At 51.8% G+C, this 17,974-nt stretch carries 16 protein-coding genes; 4 read left to right on the top strand and 12 right to left on the bottom strand.

What is annotated here, in order from left to right:
- Positions 1-20: 20 nt before the first annotated feature.
- The 3 genes from ACL02P_RS10695 to ACL02P_RS10705 all read right to left on the bottom strand — a co-directional run bounded on the left by ACL02P_RS10695 (position 21) and on the right by ACL02P_RS10705 (position 4,107).
- Positions 21-632: a TetR/AcrR family transcriptional regulator gene (locus ACL02P_RS10695; protein ID WP_260071990.1), complete on the bottom strand. Its 612-nt coding sequence runs from the start codon at positions 630-632 to the stop codon at positions 21-23.
- Between the two features lie 265 nt (positions 633-897).
- Positions 898-3,000, bottom strand: coding sequence for a putative bifunctional diguanylate cyclase/phosphodiesterase (locus ACL02P_RS10700; RefSeq protein WP_323076104.1), 2,103 nt, complete (start codon positions 2,998-3,000; stop codon positions 898-900).
- 138 nt (positions 3,001-3,138) lie between these two features.
- Entirely contained in the window at positions 3,139-4,107 is a 969-nt protein-coding gene (locus ACL02P_RS10705; protein WP_009226711.1) for an aldolase catalytic domain-containing protein, read from the bottom strand.
- A 420-nt stretch (positions 4,108-4,527) separates the two neighbouring features.
- Between ACL02P_RS10705 and ACL02P_RS10710 the strand changes: the two genes are divergently transcribed.
- Genes ACL02P_RS10710 through ACL02P_RS10720 form a run of 3 tightly spaced genes read left to right on the top strand, consistent with a single transcriptional unit; the run spans position 4,528 to position 7,013 of the window.
- On the top strand, positions 4,528-4,770 hold the full coding sequence (locus ACL02P_RS10710) for a FeoA family protein (RefSeq protein WP_157273532.1): 243 nt from the start codon (positions 4,528-4,530) through the stop codon (positions 4,768-4,770).
- On the top strand, positions 4,767-6,797 hold the full coding sequence (gene feoB, locus ACL02P_RS10715; RefSeq protein WP_412837230.1) for a ferrous iron transport protein B: 2,031 nt from the start codon (positions 4,767-4,769) through the stop codon (positions 6,795-6,797). The genes ACL02P_RS10710 and feoB overlap by 4 nt, the downstream gene beginning before the upstream one ends.
- Before the next feature lie 33 nt (positions 6,798-6,830).
- Entirely contained in the window at positions 6,831-7,013 is a 183-nt protein-coding gene (locus tag ACL02P_RS10720; RefSeq protein ID WP_050769823.1) for a FeoB-associated Cys-rich membrane protein, read from the top strand.
- 1 nt (position 7,014) lies between these two features.
- On the opposite strand, the gene ACL02P_RS10725 is transcribed toward ACL02P_RS10720, so the two are convergent.
- From ACL02P_RS10725 to ilvB, 7 genes are all read right to left on the bottom strand, one after another.
- Positions 7,015-8,121, bottom strand: a complete 1,107-nt coding sequence (locus tag ACL02P_RS10725) for an ATP-binding protein (RefSeq protein WP_009226714.1) — start codon at positions 8,119-8,121, stop codon at positions 7,015-7,017.
- A 322-nt stretch (positions 8,122-8,443) separates the two neighbouring features.
- Positions 8,444-8,854, bottom strand: a complete 411-nt coding sequence (locus ACL02P_RS10730; protein WP_009226715.1) for a hypothetical protein — start codon at positions 8,852-8,854, stop codon at positions 8,444-8,446.
- Between the two features lie 275 nt (positions 8,855-9,129).
- A complete protein-coding gene (gene leuB / locus ACL02P_RS10735; RefSeq protein WP_009226716.1) occupies positions 9,130-10,209 on the bottom strand; it encodes a 3-isopropylmalate dehydrogenase in 1,080 nt (359 codons plus the stop codon).
- Between the two features lie 168 nt (positions 10,210-10,377).
- Positions 10,378-11,910, bottom strand: coding sequence for a 2-isopropylmalate synthase (locus tag ACL02P_RS10740; protein WP_412837231.1), 1,533 nt, complete (start codon positions 11,908-11,910; stop codon positions 10,378-10,380).
- A 111-nt stretch (positions 11,911-12,021) separates the two neighbouring features.
- Positions 12,022-13,014 (bottom strand): ketol-acid reductoisomerase, encoded by a 993-nt coding sequence (ilvC, locus tag ACL02P_RS10745; RefSeq protein WP_323076097.1) that lies wholly within the window; start codon positions 13,012-13,014, stop codon positions 12,022-12,024.
- Positions 13,015-13,259: 245 nt separating this feature from the next.
- Positions 13,260-13,748, bottom strand: coding sequence for an acetolactate synthase small subunit (gene ilvN, locus ACL02P_RS10750; RefSeq protein ID WP_009226719.1), 489 nt, complete (start codon positions 13,746-13,748; stop codon positions 13,260-13,262).
- Complete coding sequence (gene ilvB, locus ACL02P_RS10755) at positions 13,745-15,490, bottom strand: biosynthetic-type acetolactate synthase large subunit (RefSeq protein ID WP_009226720.1); 1,746 nt, start codon at positions 15,488-15,490, stop codon at positions 13,745-13,747. Before ilvB ends, ilvN begins: the two co-directional genes overlap by 4 nt.
- A 555-nt stretch (positions 15,491-16,045) precedes the next feature.
- On the opposite strand from ilvB, the gene ACL02P_RS10760 reads away from it, so the two are divergent.
- Positions 16,046-16,501: a GNAT family N-acetyltransferase gene (locus ACL02P_RS10760; protein WP_412837232.1), complete on the top strand. Its 456-nt coding sequence runs from the start codon at positions 16,046-16,048 to the stop codon at positions 16,499-16,501.
- 6 nt (positions 16,502-16,507) lie between these two features.
- On the opposite strand, the gene ACL02P_RS10765 is transcribed toward ACL02P_RS10760, so the two are convergent.
- Both ACL02P_RS10765 and ACL02P_RS10770 read right to left on the bottom strand, forming a co-directional pair.
- Positions 16,508-16,804, bottom strand: a complete 297-nt coding sequence (locus tag ACL02P_RS10765) for a hypothetical protein (protein ID WP_009226722.1) — start codon at positions 16,802-16,804, stop codon at positions 16,508-16,510.
- A 210-nt stretch (positions 16,805-17,014) separates the two neighbouring features.
- Positions 17,015-17,974, bottom strand: coding sequence for an ABC transporter permease (locus tag ACL02P_RS10770; RefSeq protein ID WP_127576612.1), 960 nt, complete (start codon positions 17,972-17,974; stop codon positions 17,015-17,017).

The raw sequence follows: 17,974 nt of genomic DNA on the forward strand, positions 1-17,974 counted from the left end.
AGGTTAGAAAAATGGGCCGTTCATGCTTTAATCGCATCCCAGCTCATTTGAATCATTTTGTCGATGTTGGCAGGGCTGAATTCATACTCACCATTGATATACTCTTTGCCCATTTGGACAAATGGCAAGCAGGAGTAAGTAACGAGAAGATTCGTTTCCGAATCCTTAAACAGTCCTTCCTTAATCCCCCTTTCGAATAAAGGATACATCGGCTTGAACACGCCACCGTTTTGATCTTTACAGTGTTTTTGTATAAACGGCGAATCAAGAAACTGTTCCATCAACAGAAAATTTGCTTGATTATTCACGATATAACTGGAATAATTACGCAAGATCTTCTCAAAGGCAGCCTTGACTGACATATCCGCCGTTACGCCAAGAAACATCTTCTCATGCATTTGTTCCTTGAGCTTAAAGTATAGTTTAATCAGCAAGTCTTCTTTACTTTCAAAATAAAAGTAAATGGTCGACGAAGAGATATTCGCCCTCTTCGCAATTTTGGACATGGATATTTCGGATAGTCCAATTTCATTGAGAAGTTCAATCGTTGTCTGATAGATCAGCTCTGTTTTGTTATCGGATTTATTTTTCATGGCCACATTATAATCGAACGTTCGATCAAAAGTCAACACTTACACCCAACTCATCCTTTCTTAAATCATAAGAAAAACGTCTATCGACGTACATTCAAAGTAGACAGACCGCGTTTAGCGGAAGTTTTTCTTGCGATATCAGGATGCCAATGCCCCGAAGTTTATACTTTCTGATATCTTAAGAAAAACGTCTATCGACGTACATTCAAAGTAGACAGACCGCGTTTAGCGGAAGTTTTTCTTGCGATATCAGGATGCCAATGCCCCGAAGTTTATACTTTCTGATATCTTAAAAAAAAATTCCTTAGCCGGCTAACCGGCTAAGGAACTCGCTTTCCAGCACACCGGCAGACACCGGTTTGCTAAACAGATATCCTTGTCCTTCGTGGCAACGTTGGCGCTTCAGAAACTCCAACTGCTCCTCGTTCTCTACGCCTTCGGCCGTCACCTTCAGCTTTAAGTGATGTGCCATAGTGGTGATGGTGGAGACGATCGCCGCGTCGTTCCCGTCGTACATGACCTCTTTGACGAAGGCGCGGTCAATTTTCAACCGATCGATCGGCAGGCTTTTCAAATAATAAAGCGAGCTGTAGCCTGTGCCGAAATCATCGATGCTGATATGTATCCCTAAACGCTTCAAGCGATGAAGCTGATCTAGCGCGGTTTCAATATCGTATGTCATGCTTTCCGTCACTTCCAGCTCCAGGTATTGCGGATCTAACCCTACCTCACGCAGGATCGCGTTCACGTGCTCTGCTAAATTATATTGCCGGAACTGGCGCATCGATAAATTGACGGATACGCAAACCGGTTCAAAACCGTCCATCTGCCATTTCTTATTATACTGGCAAGCCGTCTTCAGCACCCACTCGCCGAGAGGAACGATCAGCCCGCTCTCTTCGGCCAGCGGAATGAATTCACTTGGCGGTATCAGTCCCCGCTTCGGGTGGTTCCAACGGACAAGCGCTTCCATCCCAACCATTTTCCCCGTATCCAAACGAATCTGCGGCTGGAACTCCAGGAAAAATTCCTCCCGCTCCAGCGCCTTGCGCATATCGTTCTCCAGCTCCACCTTCGCTTGGGTACGCTGTTTCATCGCTGCATGATAACGCAGAAACTCCACGCCTTGTTCCTTAGCATGGTGCACCGCCATATCGGCAAATTGGATCAACTCGTTCACTGAGTCGGCGTCATTCGGAAATACGGACAAACCCATGCTCAAGGAAATATGGTATTCGGTGTCGTCGATGAGTACCCCCGGATCTACAGAGGCTAACAGCTGTTTAGCCCGGTCCTCGGCGGCCGCAGCATCCGGCAGCTCGGAGAAGACCACGGCGAATTCGTCCTCGCCCATCCGGTACACCCACTGCTGAGGGCCTTCAAGCACCGCTAACCGACTTCCCAGCTCGGTCAACACCTTGTCCCCCGCGCTGTAACCCAACGAGTCGTTAATCGCCTTAAACCGGTCGATATTGATAACCGCCACGCCGATACAAGCCCGCGTAAATCCCAAGAGCTCGTCCAACTGCTCTTTCATTTGCCGCAAATTCGGCAGTCCGGTTAAATCATCATGGTAAGCCATATGCTTCATCTGGGCTTCCACGAGCAGTTTGCCGCGCAACGGTTCTTCAATCGTCAGCCGGTAAACCCCTTTTAATACGATGTAATACGAAATGCCCATATACCATTGCCCCGCCGCCTGGGTTAACCCCTCAACATGCCCCGGCGGACAGGTCAGCAAGACATGCCCCATCGCCATGAAGAGCAGTGACCGGGTTACCGTCATCATCGCCGACGGGCGCTCTGCCCGATGCCGATAAAGGACAGCCGCAGCCACGAGGAGGTAGAGCAGAGGAATCCCCGCTTGCAAAACCAGTTGTAGAAGCTCCGTTTCAAATAATGTCGGCAAGCGGTCTTGGTACCGGTTTAACACAAACAGACCTGCCAGTGTCACCAAGACGGCACTGACAAACATGGTCACTTTCTGCTGTCCGGACACCTGCTGGTCCGTTGCAGCAAAGATCCGCAGCATCCCAAAGGCCCCTAGCAAATGTGAGATCACCAGAAACCAGGTCGCCAAATTTTCGCTCGGTTCGAAGCCAAGCAGCGAGATGTCACCGTATAAAACGGTATACAGGATATCCAATATCCCGATCATCGAAAATAAAACGGCCGTGTAAAGCCGCTGCTTGGAAAGTTTGTCGGTAAACAGAATCCATCCCTGCGCAAATATGGCGAATGATACGGCCAGGCACATGAGGCCTGCCAAAAGATGCAGCGTCTGAACAACCGCGTCCGTCCCCGGCGGATATCCGTTCCATGCCGACAACTGGACAACCCCGATCATCGCCGCCAATCCGATTACCCCTTGGATGATTGTCGTTCGTTCCTCTGCCCTAATCCTCAATGCGTATCAACCTCCGGAGGTAAGTACTTATCGATCCGTCATGAGTCTACTATTCAACATATTCCGCTTATTTCCTGCCTTCTTCTCAAATTTGTCGAGGAAAAATAGAAGCCCGGACACAAGGCCCGGGCTTAATTTTTATGATTTTTTGGGACGATGAACCGTTGTCTCCGGCGTCGTCAGCTTATCGTAAAAATCGACGACTTTGTCTTTGTCGTCCGAAGCCCGCAGCGCCATCGCGGAACGCGGATGCTCGTCAAGCGTCCCCGTGATCATGTAAGGGATCAGGTACCCCCACTCTTCCTTCTCGCGAAGCGGGATCAAGAGCTCCTCCAGAACTTCTAGTACAGGGCGCAGCTTGTAATTCGTACCCTTCAGATGGGTCACAAGCAGCTCGGTTGGACAGTTGCCGGCCGCGCGTCCCATGCCATACACAGAGGCATCCAGCAGTTCAACCCCATTTTCAGCGGCCACCAGCGTATTGGAAAAAGCCAGCTGCATGTTGTTGTGGGTGTGAACACCTAGCCGTTTACCTGGCAAATGGGTTTTGAACTTGTTGACCAAATGCTCCATGTCTTTATAATCGAGACTTCCGTAGGAATCAACGATGTAGACAACGTCAACGACGCTATCTTTGATCATCTCAAAGGCTTCCAGCAGCTCATGCTCCATCACGTTGGACAACGCCATAATATTCAACGTCGTCTCGTAGCCGCGATCATGGAACAATTGCACCAGCTGCAGGGCTTTGTCCACATCTTTAATGTAGCAAGCAACTCGAATTAAATCGAGCAGGCTTTCGCTGCGCGGTAAAATATCGTTTTCGTCTACCCGGCCGATATCGACCAGTGCGGATAGCTTCGTCGTTCCTTTTTGAGGAATTACCTTGCGCAGGAAATCGTCGTCCAGAAACCGCCAAGGACCGGCTTCATCGGCGCCTTTCAGCAGCTTCGGCGAGTTTTTGTAGCCGATTTCCATATAATCCACACCCGCCTCATTCAGGCCCGCGTACAATTTTTGGACAAATTCTACGCTGAAGTCCCAGTTGTTCACCAGTCCTCCATCACGGATGGTGCAGTCGACGATTTTGCATTTATTGGCTTTCATCTGGCATATTCCTCTCCATCGTTTCGTTTTACTATCCATCTTACTAAAGGTTGTTCGAAAAGTCATCTTTGGATCACGAAGTATATCAAGAAGTTTCTATCGACGTCGAAACTTGAATTCAGCCGGGCCTTCCGGTGCTCACGTACCCAAAACGTACGCTCCGCTCCTCAGTCCCAGCTTCATCCAACCTTCTCGGTGCTTCAAACCTGACTTTTCGAACTTTTATTTTAGCAGTTGTTCGAAAAGTCATCTTTGGATCACGAAGTTTCCATTCTTCGTTATGAAGTAAATCACAGTATGGGCCAGCGGTGCGTGCTATATTACTTGTGAATTTAATTGAGATTGATTCTCAATAGCGTTTAATCAACTAGATTTTTCAGCCGTTTTCGGCTTACTTACATGACGAAGGAGGAAGTTTTCATGAAACCTTGCCGATGCTGCCTGCTAGGTTTGAAACCCGGGACCACTTGTGCCATCACGCAAATTGGCAATATGGACCCGATCCTGAAACGGCGCCTCGCGGATCTCGGGATCCGGGAAGGATCCCGCGTGGTCGTGAAACGGTACTGCTTATGGGGCGGTCCGGTCACGCTGGAATGCGCCGGGCAACTGCTGGGCATCCGCCAGAAGGAAGCGGCCCATATCGAGGTGGCAGTCTCATGAACAACGCCGCACTCATTGGGAACCCGAACACAGGGAAAACCTCACTGTTTAATGCCTTAACCCGCTCTTACGAATATGTCGGGAACTGGGCCGGCGTAACGGTGGAGAAAAAAGTCGGGCACCTGCGAAGCACAACCGGACTGCTCACCGACCTGCCCGGGATCTATACCCTGCATCCTTTGTCCCGAGATGAGGGGATTGCAGCCGAGTACCTGGCCTCCGAGCCCCCTTCCGTGCTCGTGAATATCGTCGATGCCTCTAACTTGGAGCGTAACCTATATCTGACGCTGCAGCTACTGGAATACGGCAAACCGGTAATCATCGGGTTAAATATGATAGACGTTGCCGAGGCCCGCGGGTTGAAGGTGGATCCAGAGAAGCTGGCGGCCCTGCTGGGCGTTCCCGTTCTCCCGCTGATTGCACGTACCGGCAAAGGCAGTAAAGAAGTGCTGCGGACAATCGAACAACAGTCTTCTGAATCGGCGCAAAAGCCGGAATTTACGATCGATTATGGCGAAGTGATCGAGCAAGCCATTCACGACATCACGCGTGAGCTTGCAGCAGACTGGGAGGAACAACGTCCGGCCTTACGCTGGATCGCCTTGCAGGTACTGGAGGACAACCCGGCGGTCATCTCCGCGCTTCCGCCGCAGACCAACTTGCACATGCTGCAGAAGATCCGGGCCGAAGTAGAAGCGAAGCTGGCTGCGAACGATTTGGCTTCCTCCGCGGAAGCGTATATCCGCTCCGTCCGGAACCAGCGGATTCAGAACATTTGCAGTGAAGCCGTGGATGCCTCACAGAAGAAACCGCACTCGATGACCGAACGCATCGACCGTATTGTCACCCATCCGTTTCTCGGCCTCCCGCTGTTTATGGTTTTCATGTACCTCACTTTCCAGCTGACGTTTGATTGGCTCGGCAACCCGCTCTCTGATCTGCTGGACGGGTTCATCAGCGGTCCGCTAATCAGCGGTGTGGAGGGTCTGCTGACCGGCATAGGGGCTTCAAGCTTCACGCAGGCGTTGATCACGGGCGGCATCATCGGCGGCGTTGGCGGCGTACTGGTGTTTATTCCGCAGATTTTCATCATGTTCCTGATCATTTCCTTCATTGAAGACTCCGGTTACATGGCCCGGATTACCGTCATGATGGATAAATTGATGGAAATCGTCGGTCTAAACGGCAAAGCGTTAATTCCATTTATCCTAGGCTTTGGCTGCAATGTGCCGGCGATTATGGCTTCCCGCAGCATCGAGCAGCCGAAGGAACGGATGCTGACCATGCTGCTCATTCCGCTGATGTCCTGCTCCGCGCGGTTACCGGTTTACGCTTTATTTGCCGGCATCTTTTTCGCTGAGTCGCAAGGTCTAATCGTCTTTTCTCTGTATATGCTTGGCATCGTGCTGGCGCTTGGGTTGGCCAAAGTGTTCTCGCTGTTCCTGTTCAAAAACGAACGTTCCTTCTTTATCGTTGAGCTGCCGCCATATCGGATGCCGCAAAGCGTCACCCTGTTCCGCAGCACCTGGGAGAAGGGCAAAGGCTTCCTGCGCAAAGCCGGCACCTTCATTCTCGGCGGTTCCGTGCTGATCTGGCTGCTCACGTACCTTGGTCCGGGTGGCGTCGCGGACAACATGGATGACAGCTTCCTCGCAGCCATCGGCGGCTTGTTCGCGTCCGTCATGCAGCCGCTAGGCTTCGGCACTTGGCAATCCGGGGCAGCGCTGATTACCGGGTTTATGGCCAAGGAGGTCGTGGTATCAACGATGAACATCATTTACCATGTTCCGGATATGGCCGGACTGCAAGGCCAAATTGCCGCATCCTTCACCGGGCTGCAGGCCTACAGCTTTATGGCCTTCGTTCTGCTGTACACCCCGTGCTTTGCAACGGTTGGCGTTCTTCGCAAAGAAACAGCTTCCTGGAAGTGGACGTTATTTGCTATCGGCTATTCGCTGACGCTGGCTTACCTCGTGGCTTTCTTGATCTATCAGATCGGATGGCGGCTAGGATTCGGACTGGCTTAAGCAAAATTCGATAAACGAAAGGAGCTGCCTGTTATGGCCGACATCATCATCCTTACCGCTATTTTTGGATATGCTGCCTTCGCGTTATACCGCGGCTTCAAGAAAAGCAAAAAAGGCGCCTGCGCCTCCTGCTCGCAGCAGAAGTCCTGTTCTGCAGCTTGCGGGAAGTACGCGGCGTCCTCTACGCCATCTGCGGCCAAAGGCCCTAAAGATTAATTTATAATGCCAGCGGGAGCGAAACGGTAAAGATCGTTCTCGCTCCTTTTAAGCTGTCCACGGAAATGTTCCCCCGATGGTTCCGGATGATCCGGTAACTCACCGACAATCCCAATCCCGTTCCCTTCTCCTTCGTCGTAAAAAACGGATCAAACAAGCGGCTTAGCATCCCCTTGTCCATTCCGCCGCCGTTATCTTGTATCGAGATACAAACCGATTTGCCTTCCTTCTCCGCACGGATATCGATCACCCCTTGGTGGTCGCCGCCTACTTCGGCGATGGCGTCCATCGCATTTTTGATAATGTTCAGCAGCACCTGCTTGATCTGCTTCACATCGATGGAGACGAGCAGCTCCTCGTTTGGCTCGTGAAGGATCATTTGGCATCCCTTCATCAACGCCTCGCTCTCCGTAAGCAGAACAACCTCCTTCAACAAGGAAGAAACGTTGACCGTCGATTTCTGCGGAGCCGAAGGCTTCGAAGAATTTAGAAACTCATGGATAATATCGTTCGCCCGGTCGATTTCCGTTAAGATAATCCGGGCATACTCATCCTTGCCCAGCTGCAGCAAATGAGGCCGCAGCAACTGAATAAATCCGCGGATCGCTGTAAGCGGATTCCTAATTTCATGCGCAATCGCCGCGGAAATTTTTCCAAGCATCGCCAGCTTGTCGTTCTGATAAGCCGTTTGTTCGATCCGTTTAAAATCAGAAACATCCTTGACGCTAAGCAGAAAATCCCCATCCATCTGATCCCCGTATGTAACCGTAATCAGCCAATGTCTGCCGTATTCGTCAATTAACTCATGGTACTTTTTGCGGTGAAAGATAGTCTCCCGGTAAATACGCAAGATCTTACGCTTCTTAAATTGGTTGAGATGCGGATGCCGCAGCAGCTGCAATAAATTACAGCCGATCAGGGATTGGCGCGGCATTTCAAGCAGCTTGGCCATCTGTACATTGATAAAGGTTAGAACCCCATCACAGTCAAACAGCATGATTCCGCTGTCCAGGTGTTGGAGTACGTTCTCATACTTGTTTTTTACGAGTTGGGGCGATTGGTATGCTTTGACGGACTGGAGCAATGTCTCTTGAAATTCACTCAACAAGCTTGGTTCCCCCTTTATTCAAATGATGTACTTTGCCTTGCAAGACAACATACCATCACTACCTAGAAGACCTTTACCCTGACGCGGTGCACTCACCTCAACCTTGTTATGCGATCTATGTCATATTTCGCACCAGGCGATGCCATACTTGTCCATGGTTCAATTCCCGATAAGTCAAAAGCCACCTGTTTCAATCATAATCAAGTTTTCCAAATACCGTCAATCAGAGAAACTGTCGAAAAAAGTGGGATCAACGCAAAACGACTACCATAGTCCTAAAAAAATGCAAATAGTCTCCCTTCCGGAAGACTATTTCTAGGATTTAACGATTGTTGTGTAGCAGCCGGGCCCGGCGACGGCTCATGACCGCCAGCCTTTTCTTTAGCTCCTCCGTCCATTTCTCGTCGCCGATTTGTTTGGCAACAGACATGAGGTCCAGCGAAATATCGATTTGGCTCTGCACAATGGCCAAGGGATCTTCATCTTCCCGATTTACGCAATTTCCGAAAATGGAGTCATCGTCCTCCATAACAAAATCCTGAAAATCAATCTCCGCCACTCCGTCACCATGCGCGTATTCGGCCAGAATTTCGTATTCGTTCTCCACTTTATAATGAACCTCAACCCGGTGGCACACCGGGCAAAATAACAGGGGCACATTATGTACCTGCGTGCGATAATGCTTTAAGGTGCCCTTTGTCCCCAGCATGCTGGCTCCGCAGCAAAAGCTCATTCCCCTTCACCCCTTCCCGCGTTTGGTTCATTTCCTCTTCCTGGCTCTACCTGAAGCCGGGATTTTCATATAATTTATTCGTGAAGCTTGCTTCAAATTCCTGCGTATGGATTGTAAATCCTGGGAGTTTGGCCAATCCTTCGCCAGAGAAAGCTTCTGGGCAAAAAACCCCCGATTTGAGCCAGGCTCAAACAGGGGGTCCTTCTTCTTATTTCTTCCCACATGGTAACATCGGCCATTTCCAAAGTCAATCAAACGGCCCCATGCAGATTGATTTATTTCTTCATCGCAGCTACGATCAGATCGCCCATTTCCTTTGTACCAATCGCTTTGCTCTTGTCAACGGCAATGTCGCCGGTACGATGTCCGGCATTCAGCACGTCGGTTACAGCGGCTTCGATCGCGTCGGCTGCATCAGCATAGCCAAAGGTTAAGCGGAACATCAGCGCAACGGACAAGATCGTCGCAATCGGGTTGGCCAGGTTTTGGCCTGCGATGTCCGGTGCCGAACCGTGTACAGGCTCATACAGCCCAAAGCTGCCTTCGCCCAAGGAAGCGGAGGACAACATGCCAATCGAGCCGGTCAACATGGCCGCTTCATCGCTCAAAATGTCGCCGAACATATTTTCCGTTACGATTACGTCGAAGCTGGCAGGACGGCGCAGCAGCTGCATCGCGCAGTTATCCACCAGAACATGCTCCAGCTCAACGTCCGGATATTCCGGTGCGATCCGGTTCACGACTTCACGCCACAACCGCGACGTTTCCAGCACGTTGGCCTTATCTACCGAAGCCAGCTTCTTCCGGCGCTTCTGGGCAATCTCAAACGCTTGGCGAACGATCCGCTCAACTTCTTTTACGTTATATGCACAGGTATCCACGGCTTCTTGACCTTGCTCTGTATCGCGGCGGTATTTCTCACCGAAGTAGATGCCGCCGGTCAACTCACGCACAACGATAAGGTCCGTCCCTTCAAGCACTTCCGGTTTCAGCGTCGAAGCGTCCTTCAGGCAATCGAATACCACCGCCGGACGCAGGTTCGAGAACAAGCCGAGCGCTTTACGAATACCGAGCAGGCCGGTTTCTGGGCGCAGCTCCTTCGGATTGTTGTCCCATTTTGGACCGCCTACAGCCCCGAGCAGAACAGCATCAGCCTTTTGACAAATCTCCAGCGTCTCTTGCGGCAGCGGCGTTCCTTTCTCATCGATGGCGATCCCGCCGAACAACGCATGCTCCGTTTCAAACTGGTATCCGAACAGTTCCTCTGTCCGTTTCAACACTTTCTCCGCTTCAGCCACCACTTCCGGCCCGATGCCGTCACCCGCGATGACTGCGATTTTCTTGACTTCTGCCATTGCTTCCAGCTCCCTTTCGTGAACATCCTCTTCTTCAGTTGTAACACACCGGGTAAGGATAGACAAAGATATAGAATCTATTAAGGTCATAGGTTTTAACTATAAGCAAAAATAAAAACAGCGAAGCTGAATGAATCAGCTCCGCTGTAACCGCACATCCACGTAGAGTTACGCCTGAATCGTAGAGTGGGTTTTTCTCTTCTCAATCAACCGGTTAATAGCATCGACATAAGCGCGGGCGCTTGCTTCCAAAATGTCGGTGCTAATGCCGCGGCCCTGTACGGAGATGCCGTTTTGCGTCAGCACGACATGCACTTCACCCTGGGCGTCTTTGCCTTGGCTAACCGATTTGATCGAGTAGTCCGCCAGCTTGACTTCCTCGCCGGAAGCCAGATCGATGGCGTTATAAATCGCATCAACCGAACCGTTGCCTTCGGCTTCCTTCTCGATAATGTCGCCGCCAAGAGTAACGAGCCGCACCTTCGCTGCAGGTGTAGCCTCGTTGCCGTAAGAGACAAAGATCGTCTCGAGGCGGAATTCCTCCGGCGTATCGACCAGCTTCTCCTCAACGATCGCCAGCAGGTCTTCGTCGGTGATTTCCTTCTTCTTATCGGCGAGCGCCTTGAATTTGGCGAAGGCTTCATTTAACCGCTCGTCGTCCAAGGTATACCCCATATCAACCAGCTTCTCGCGGAATGCGTGGCGGCCGGAATGCTTGCCCAACACCAACTTGCTTTCCTTGAGCCCAATCGTTTCCGGGGACATGATTTCGTAAGTCGTTTTCTCCTTCAGCATGCCGTCCTGGTGGATGCCGGATTCATGGGCAAACGCATTTGCGCCCACAATCGCCTTGTTGCCCGGCACGACCATCCCGGTCAAACGGCTGACAAGTCGGCTCGTACGGGCGATTTCCGACAGTTCCAGCGTGGTCTTGGCACCGAAGAAATCAAACCGGGTTTCCAGCGCCAGCGCTACTTCTTCCAGCGCGGTATTGCCGGCCCGTTCCCCGATCCCGTTGATCGTTCCTTCGATTTGGTCGGCTCCGCCGAGGATCGCCGCCAGCGAGTTCGCCGTTGCCAAGCCTAAATCATCATGACAATGGGCGCTCAGCTGGATTTTCTCGATCCCAGGCACCTTCTCCTTCAGCGTACGGAAGATGTTGCCGTATTCTTCCGGATACAAATACCCTACCGTATCTGGGATATTCACCACCGATGCGCCTTCGCGGATAGCCATCGCCGTCATCTCGCAGAGGAAATCCAATTCAGTCCGGCCAGCATCCTCGCAGGAGAATTCGATCTTGGAAAAGTACTTGCTCGCATAACGAAGTGCCGCCTGCGCGGTTTCCAGTACTTGTTCTTTGCTCATCTTCAGCTTATATTGCCGGTGGATCGGACTGGTGGCCAGGAACAAGTGAATGCAAGGGTCTTCCGCTCCTTGCAGCGCTTCGCGGACCGCATCGATATCCTGGGTGCGCGAACGCGACAAGCCGATCACCGTCGACTTCTTAACCGCACGCGCCACGGCGTTCACGGCGGCCAAATCCCCGGGCGAAGCTGCAGGGAAGCCCGCTTCAATCCGGTCGACTCCCAGCTTCTCCAGCTGATAGGCGATCTCCAGCTTTTCGCGAGTATTCAGGTTGACTCCGGGAGACTGCTCCCCATCCCGAAGCGTCGTATCAAAAATGTAGATTTTGCGCATGCCATGCACCTCCTCCGAAAAGCTCCAATGCGGCTCACGCATTAGGCACGGCCGCATTGGATATTCAGGTTAATACTTATCTTACGTTTTACAATAGGAGCGGTATACCGCTTATTTCTTGATCCAGTGCATCAAACCGCGCAGCTCTTTGCCAACCACTTCGATCGGATGGTTCGCTTCGTTGCGGCGAGTTGCCGTAAGAAACGCACGGTTGGATTGGTTTTCCAGGATAAAATCGCGGGCGAATTTCCCTTGTTGGATATCGGAAAGCACTTCTTTCATCGCTTTCTTCGTTTCTTCCGTTACGATGCGCGGGCCAGTAACATAGTCGCCGTATTCCGCCGTGTTGGAGATGGAATCGCGCATGGTCGCCAAGCCGCCTTCATAAATCAGGTCGACGATCAGCTTCATTTCGTGCAAGCACTCGAAGTATGCCATTTCTGGAGCATAACCTGCTTCAACCAGCGTCTCGAAGCCGGCTTTGATCAAGGCAGATACACCGCCGCACAATACAGCTTGTTCACCGAACAGGTCGGTTTCGGTTTCTTCACGGAACGAAGTTTCGATAACCCCTGCACGCGTACAGCCGATCCCTTTCGCATAAGCGAGTCCGATTTCTTTCGCTTTGCCGGTAGCGTCTTGGTGGATCGCGATCAGACCGGGAACGCCAAAGCCTTCAACATAAGTACGGCGAACCATATGACCTGGGGATTTTGGCGCAACGAGCAACACGTCATTGTCCGGGGAAGGTACGATTTGACCGAAATGTACGTTAAAGCCGTGAGCGAACAATAATGCGGCGCCTTTTTTCAGGTTAGGAGCGATTTCGCTGTTATAAACCGCAGCTTGCGTTTCATCCGGCATCAGGATTTGCACAACGTCTGCACGTTTGGTTGCTTCCGCAACGGACAATACCTCAAAACCGTCTTCCTTCGCTTTGTTGAAGGATTTACCTTCGCGCAGGCCAACGATGACATTCAGTCCGCTTTCGCGCAGGTTTTGCGCATGGGCATGTCCTTGGCTGCCGTAACCGATAATAGCAATGGTTTTTCCTTTCAATACGCTGAGATCTGCATCTTGTTCATAGTACAAAGTAACTGCCATTTCTTATGCCCTCCTAAGATTTGCGGGACAGTCAAGCTGTGCCCTTGATAATTAGTATAATATGGTTTCCTCCGCCTGTAACGAGCGGGTATTTCAACGGACCGACGCCTTGAAGCGGTAAAGTGAACTCTTGGCTTGATCGATCCCCTCAAACACCCGCTCGGCAGCGAGCGGAGAGGTGAAGCCGCGCGCGGCGGCAATTCTACTGTAGTGTCAATGAGCTTTGGTGAAGCCTTGTTTACGTTTTACGCGTTCCCCCGGATCATGGCGGTCACGCCGGTGCGCGACAGCTCCCGGATCCCGTATGGACGGAGCAATTCAATCATTGCATCGATTTTCTCGGTATCGCCCACTACTTGGACGATCATGCTGTGCGTCCCGATATCGACGACTGCGGCGCGGAACGTTTCGACAACGCCCATAATTTCCGGGCGCTCCGCCGGCTCCGCTTTAACCTTGATCAAAGCGAGCTCGCGCGCCACCATCGGTCTGGAGCTGAGATTCACAACTTTGATCACGTCGATCAGTTTGTAGAGCTGCTTCTCAATTTGCTCCAGCGTTTTGTCGTCCCCTTGCGTGACGATGATCATCCGGGACAAGCCTGCTTCCTCGGATTGCCCTACGGTAATGCTCTCGATATTAAAACCGCGCCGTCCGAAAAGGCCGGCAACACGCTGCAGAACACCTGGCTGGTCGTTCACTAAAACAGAGATCGCATGGCTTTTCATCATCATTCACTGTCCCCCATCAACATTTGATCAATGGTGGAGCCTTGGGTAACCATCGGATATACATTTTCCTCTTTGCTGACCACGAATTCCACCAGTACCGGTCCCGGCGTGTCGAGCGCTTCCTGCCATACGCGTCTGGCTTCTTCTTTGTTGGTTGCCCGCAGGCCCTTGACGCCGTAAGCTTCCGCCAGTTTGACGAAATCCGGACTTCCCTCGAGATTGATATGGCTGTAGCGGTTGTTATAAATTAATTCCTGCCATTGGCGAACCATGCCGAGTACCTGGTTATTGATAACCACGACTTTGACCGGAATGTTGTTGATCGCGCAGATCGCCAGCTCCTGAGCACACATCTGCATGCCGCCGTCACCGTTGATCGAGATCACCAGCCGATCGGGATGTCCCATTTGTGCACCAATAGCGGCAGGGAAGCCAAATCCCATAGTTCCGAGGCCGCCCGAAGTGATCCAGGAGCGAGGCTGATTAAATTTGTAGTACTGGGCCGTCCACATTTGATGCTGACCTACGTCGGTCGTGATGATCGCATCGCCGCCTGTCGTTTCGTTCAGCATCTCGATGACCCACTGCGGCTTCAGCACCGTATCCGAGTCCTTATACTTCAGCGGCTTCTCGATTTTCATGCGTTGGATTTGTGCTCTCCAAGCATCCGCTTTGTCCGCCCGGGATACGAGTGGATTCAGCATTTCCAGCACCGTTTTGACGTCTCCCACGATCGGAATGTCCGCATAAACGTTCTTGCCGATTTCCGCTGGGTCGATGTCGATATGCACCACTTTGGCATGCGGGGCAAATCCGTCCAGCTTACCGGTCACCCGATCGTCAAACCGCGCCCCGATGTTGATCAGCAAATCGGATTGTTGAATCGACTGGTTGGCCGTATACGTGCCGTGCATTCCCGGCATTCCCATCCACAGCTCGTGGCCGCTCGGGAAAGCACCCAAGCCAAGTAAAGTCGTTGTAATCGGAATTTGCGTCTTATTAACGAATTCGAACAGCTGTTCATGTCCGCCGGAGTAAACGACGCCGCCCCCGGCAATAATCACCGGACGTTCAGCCTCCTGGATCGCCGCAGCCAATTTATCCAGCTGCAAGCGGTTTGGCACCACCGTCGGGTTGTAACCGCGCAGGTTGATGGTTTGGACGGGCTCGAACAACGTTTTGTTTGCGGATACGTCCTTCGGAATGTCGATCAGAACCGGTCCTTTGCGTCCCGTGTTCGCGATATGGAATGCTTCGTGAATAATTCGCGGCAAATCCTCTACGCGCCGAACCAGATAGCTGTGTTTCGTAATCGGCATCGTAATGCCGGTAATATCTGCTTCTTGGAACGCATCCGTACCGATCAGGCTGGAAACGACGTTCCCCGTAATCACAACCAGCGGAACTGAATCCATAAACGCAGTGGCGATCCCCGTCACCGTGTTGGTTGCTCCCGGACCGGAGGTGGCGATACATACGCCGACTTTGCCGGTAGCCCGCGCGTACCCGTCTGCCGCATGGATGGCGCCCTGCTCATGTCGCGTTAGCAGGTGATGGAAGTCTTTAAATCCGTACAGCGCATCGTAAATATACAACACCGCTCCGCCCGGATAACCAAAGACGCATTCGACACCTTCCAAAAGCAAGCTGCGAAGCAGGATTTCGGAACCCGAAATGACTTCCGGTTTCATCCATTTCTCTCGTAATTGTTCTGTAGACCGCACTTCTGGAATTTGCGCGCTCATCAGTCATCCTCCTTTTCATAGGTTGTTTTTTAAAAGTCAATTTTTGAAACTCTTATTAAACTAAAAAAACCTTCCGTCCGCCGGAACAGTTTCCTGCTCCGAGGGACGAAAGGTTTAATCCTCCGTGGTACCACCCATTTTTACCCAGCACCTCGCAGTGCCAAGCCTTGACGAGTAAAAGCCTAAGCTGCCTTACTCGTGGTCCATAACGCGGACCAGACGATTCCCCCTACTAAGCCTTTGTCGCAAGCGCCACCGCGGATGGCTTGCAGCTTTTCAGGGAAACAGCTCCGAGGTGAGCTCGCAGTTAAGGGATTTTGGTGGTGGTCTCAGCAAATCCATCCACTCTCTGAGCAAAGAGCCCTTAAAGCTTCGTCCTCATCATTGCCGTTTGCAAGATATGCTTCAAATGTTTAGGAACATTATATGATTAGATGACACCGCACGTCAATACCCTAAACAATTAAAGTTTCCAACAGGAACCCTTTCCCTCCTCTCCCTCATATGATAAAAGATAGCGCCCAATCTTATGCACGGTTAGGAGGAGATTCGCGTATGATTCGTTACAGAAGGCCGAAACAGGACGATCCCGTCATCTACGATCTCATCCGCAGGGAGCTTGTCCCCTTCACCCATATGCCTCCTCAGGATATTGAAGCGGTCTTTAAGGATCTCCCAGTGCGGCTGTCACGCGGCGTATCGCTGATTGCGTCACCAACCTACGAAGCGGATCCCGTCGCTTTCATCCATTTTCTTATTTACGGCGACCTGTTATATATCGATATGATGGCGGTGGCAACGGAACACCAACGGCAGCGTCATGGCAAAACGTTAATGGCCCATGCGGAAAACTTCGCGGTCTCCCGGGGATGTCAACGGGCAAAAGTAATGGTGGACCGGGATAACACCCGAGCCCACCTCTTTTACCGCAAATTGGGATATCGGACTCAGCGTTACATCCCGTTGTCCCAATGTTATGAGCTGAAAAAAAGACTGCCCAGCCGCAATTAAGCCAGCTTACCAGAAATACGGGGAAGGATAACCGCCGTACGGTACGCCTCCGCCATACGGATACCCCCCGTACGAATAACCGCCAAAGGCGTATGGAGCGGTGCCGATCGCTAAGAGATCAAACAATACAAGCGGGATTAACGCTTTGGTTTTGACTTTTTTGCCGGGAGCTTGGCGGAGGATCAAGCGATTGCCGCTAATTTTCACCAGCTTCCCTGTAACCACCGTGCCGTCTTTTTTATAAGCCGCGATCTGCTTGCCCAGCCATTTCTCGGCTTCTTTTCTCGTAACCGTTCTGCCCATCCGAATTCCTCCTGTCAGGTTAGATCCTATAGCCGTGAAAACCGCTCTGGCCGAACCGTTTGACTCGGCTATTTTGTGTACACCCTTAGCATATGCGCCTGTCTCCACCCTGGCATACACCATCGCCTTGACCGCTGACAAACGGGCTTCTAACTCCAGAAGGGCAAAAAAAGGATGCTGACCAATGGTAGCATCCTTTCAACTTGAAGCTTAACGTTTCCCCGGATCGTATGGCGTACCAAGCGCCGCCGGCGCCGAGGATCGACCCACCGCACCAACGAGGACGATAATCGTCAGCACGTAAGGGATCATAAAGATAAATTCCTGCGGAATACTTCTCGACCAATCGAACAACTGCACGTAGTTGCGGATCGCCTGCGAGAAGCCAAAGAACATCGCCGCACCAAAGGCGCCCAGCGGGTTCCATTTACCGAAGATCATGGCCGCAATCGCAATAAAGCCTTGGCCGGAGATCGTATTATGGGCAAACGTACTGGTTGTCGTCAGCGTAATCGTAGCGCCGCCGATCCCTCCGAGGACACCGCTGAGCAGCACCCCGATATAACGCATTTTGGTCACGTTAACGCCCAGCGTGTCCGCCGCACTTGGATGTTCGCCGACAGAACGCAGGCGCAGTCCAAACGGCGTTTTAAACAGCACGAAGTAAATGACCACGACGAGGATTAACGCCAGATACGTCGTTGGGTACGAGTTAAAGAAGCCTTCCCCGATGATCGGGATATCGCGCAGAATCGGGATTGGAACCTTATGGAACACGGTAACCAGCGGAGTTTCAGCAGCTCCGTCGAAAATCAATTTGACGATGTACACGGTCAAGCCCGCTGCCAGGAAGTTGATTACGATCCCGCTGATCGTCTGATCCGCTTTAAACGTAATCGTAGCAATGGCATGAATCAGCGCGCCGAGCGCTCCCGCTACCATCGCCGCAATCACGCCAACCCACGGCGAGAAGCTGCCCATCCCTGCTTCTTGGGCATAGTAGGTCCCTACGCCAGCCGCAAACGCACCGAATATCATCAAACCCTCCAAGCCGATGTTAACGACGCCGGAACGCTCGGAAAAGATACCGCCAAGCGCCGTAAATATCAACGCCGTGGAAAAGACAAGGGTGGAGTTCAGCAATTGACCAAGCAGTGTAAGTACGTCCAT

This window comes from Paenibacillus sp. MB22_1 (genome assembly GCF_047200555.1).
GTDB lineage: Bacteria > Bacillota > Bacilli > Paenibacillales > Paenibacillaceae > Fontibacillus > Fontibacillus phoenicis.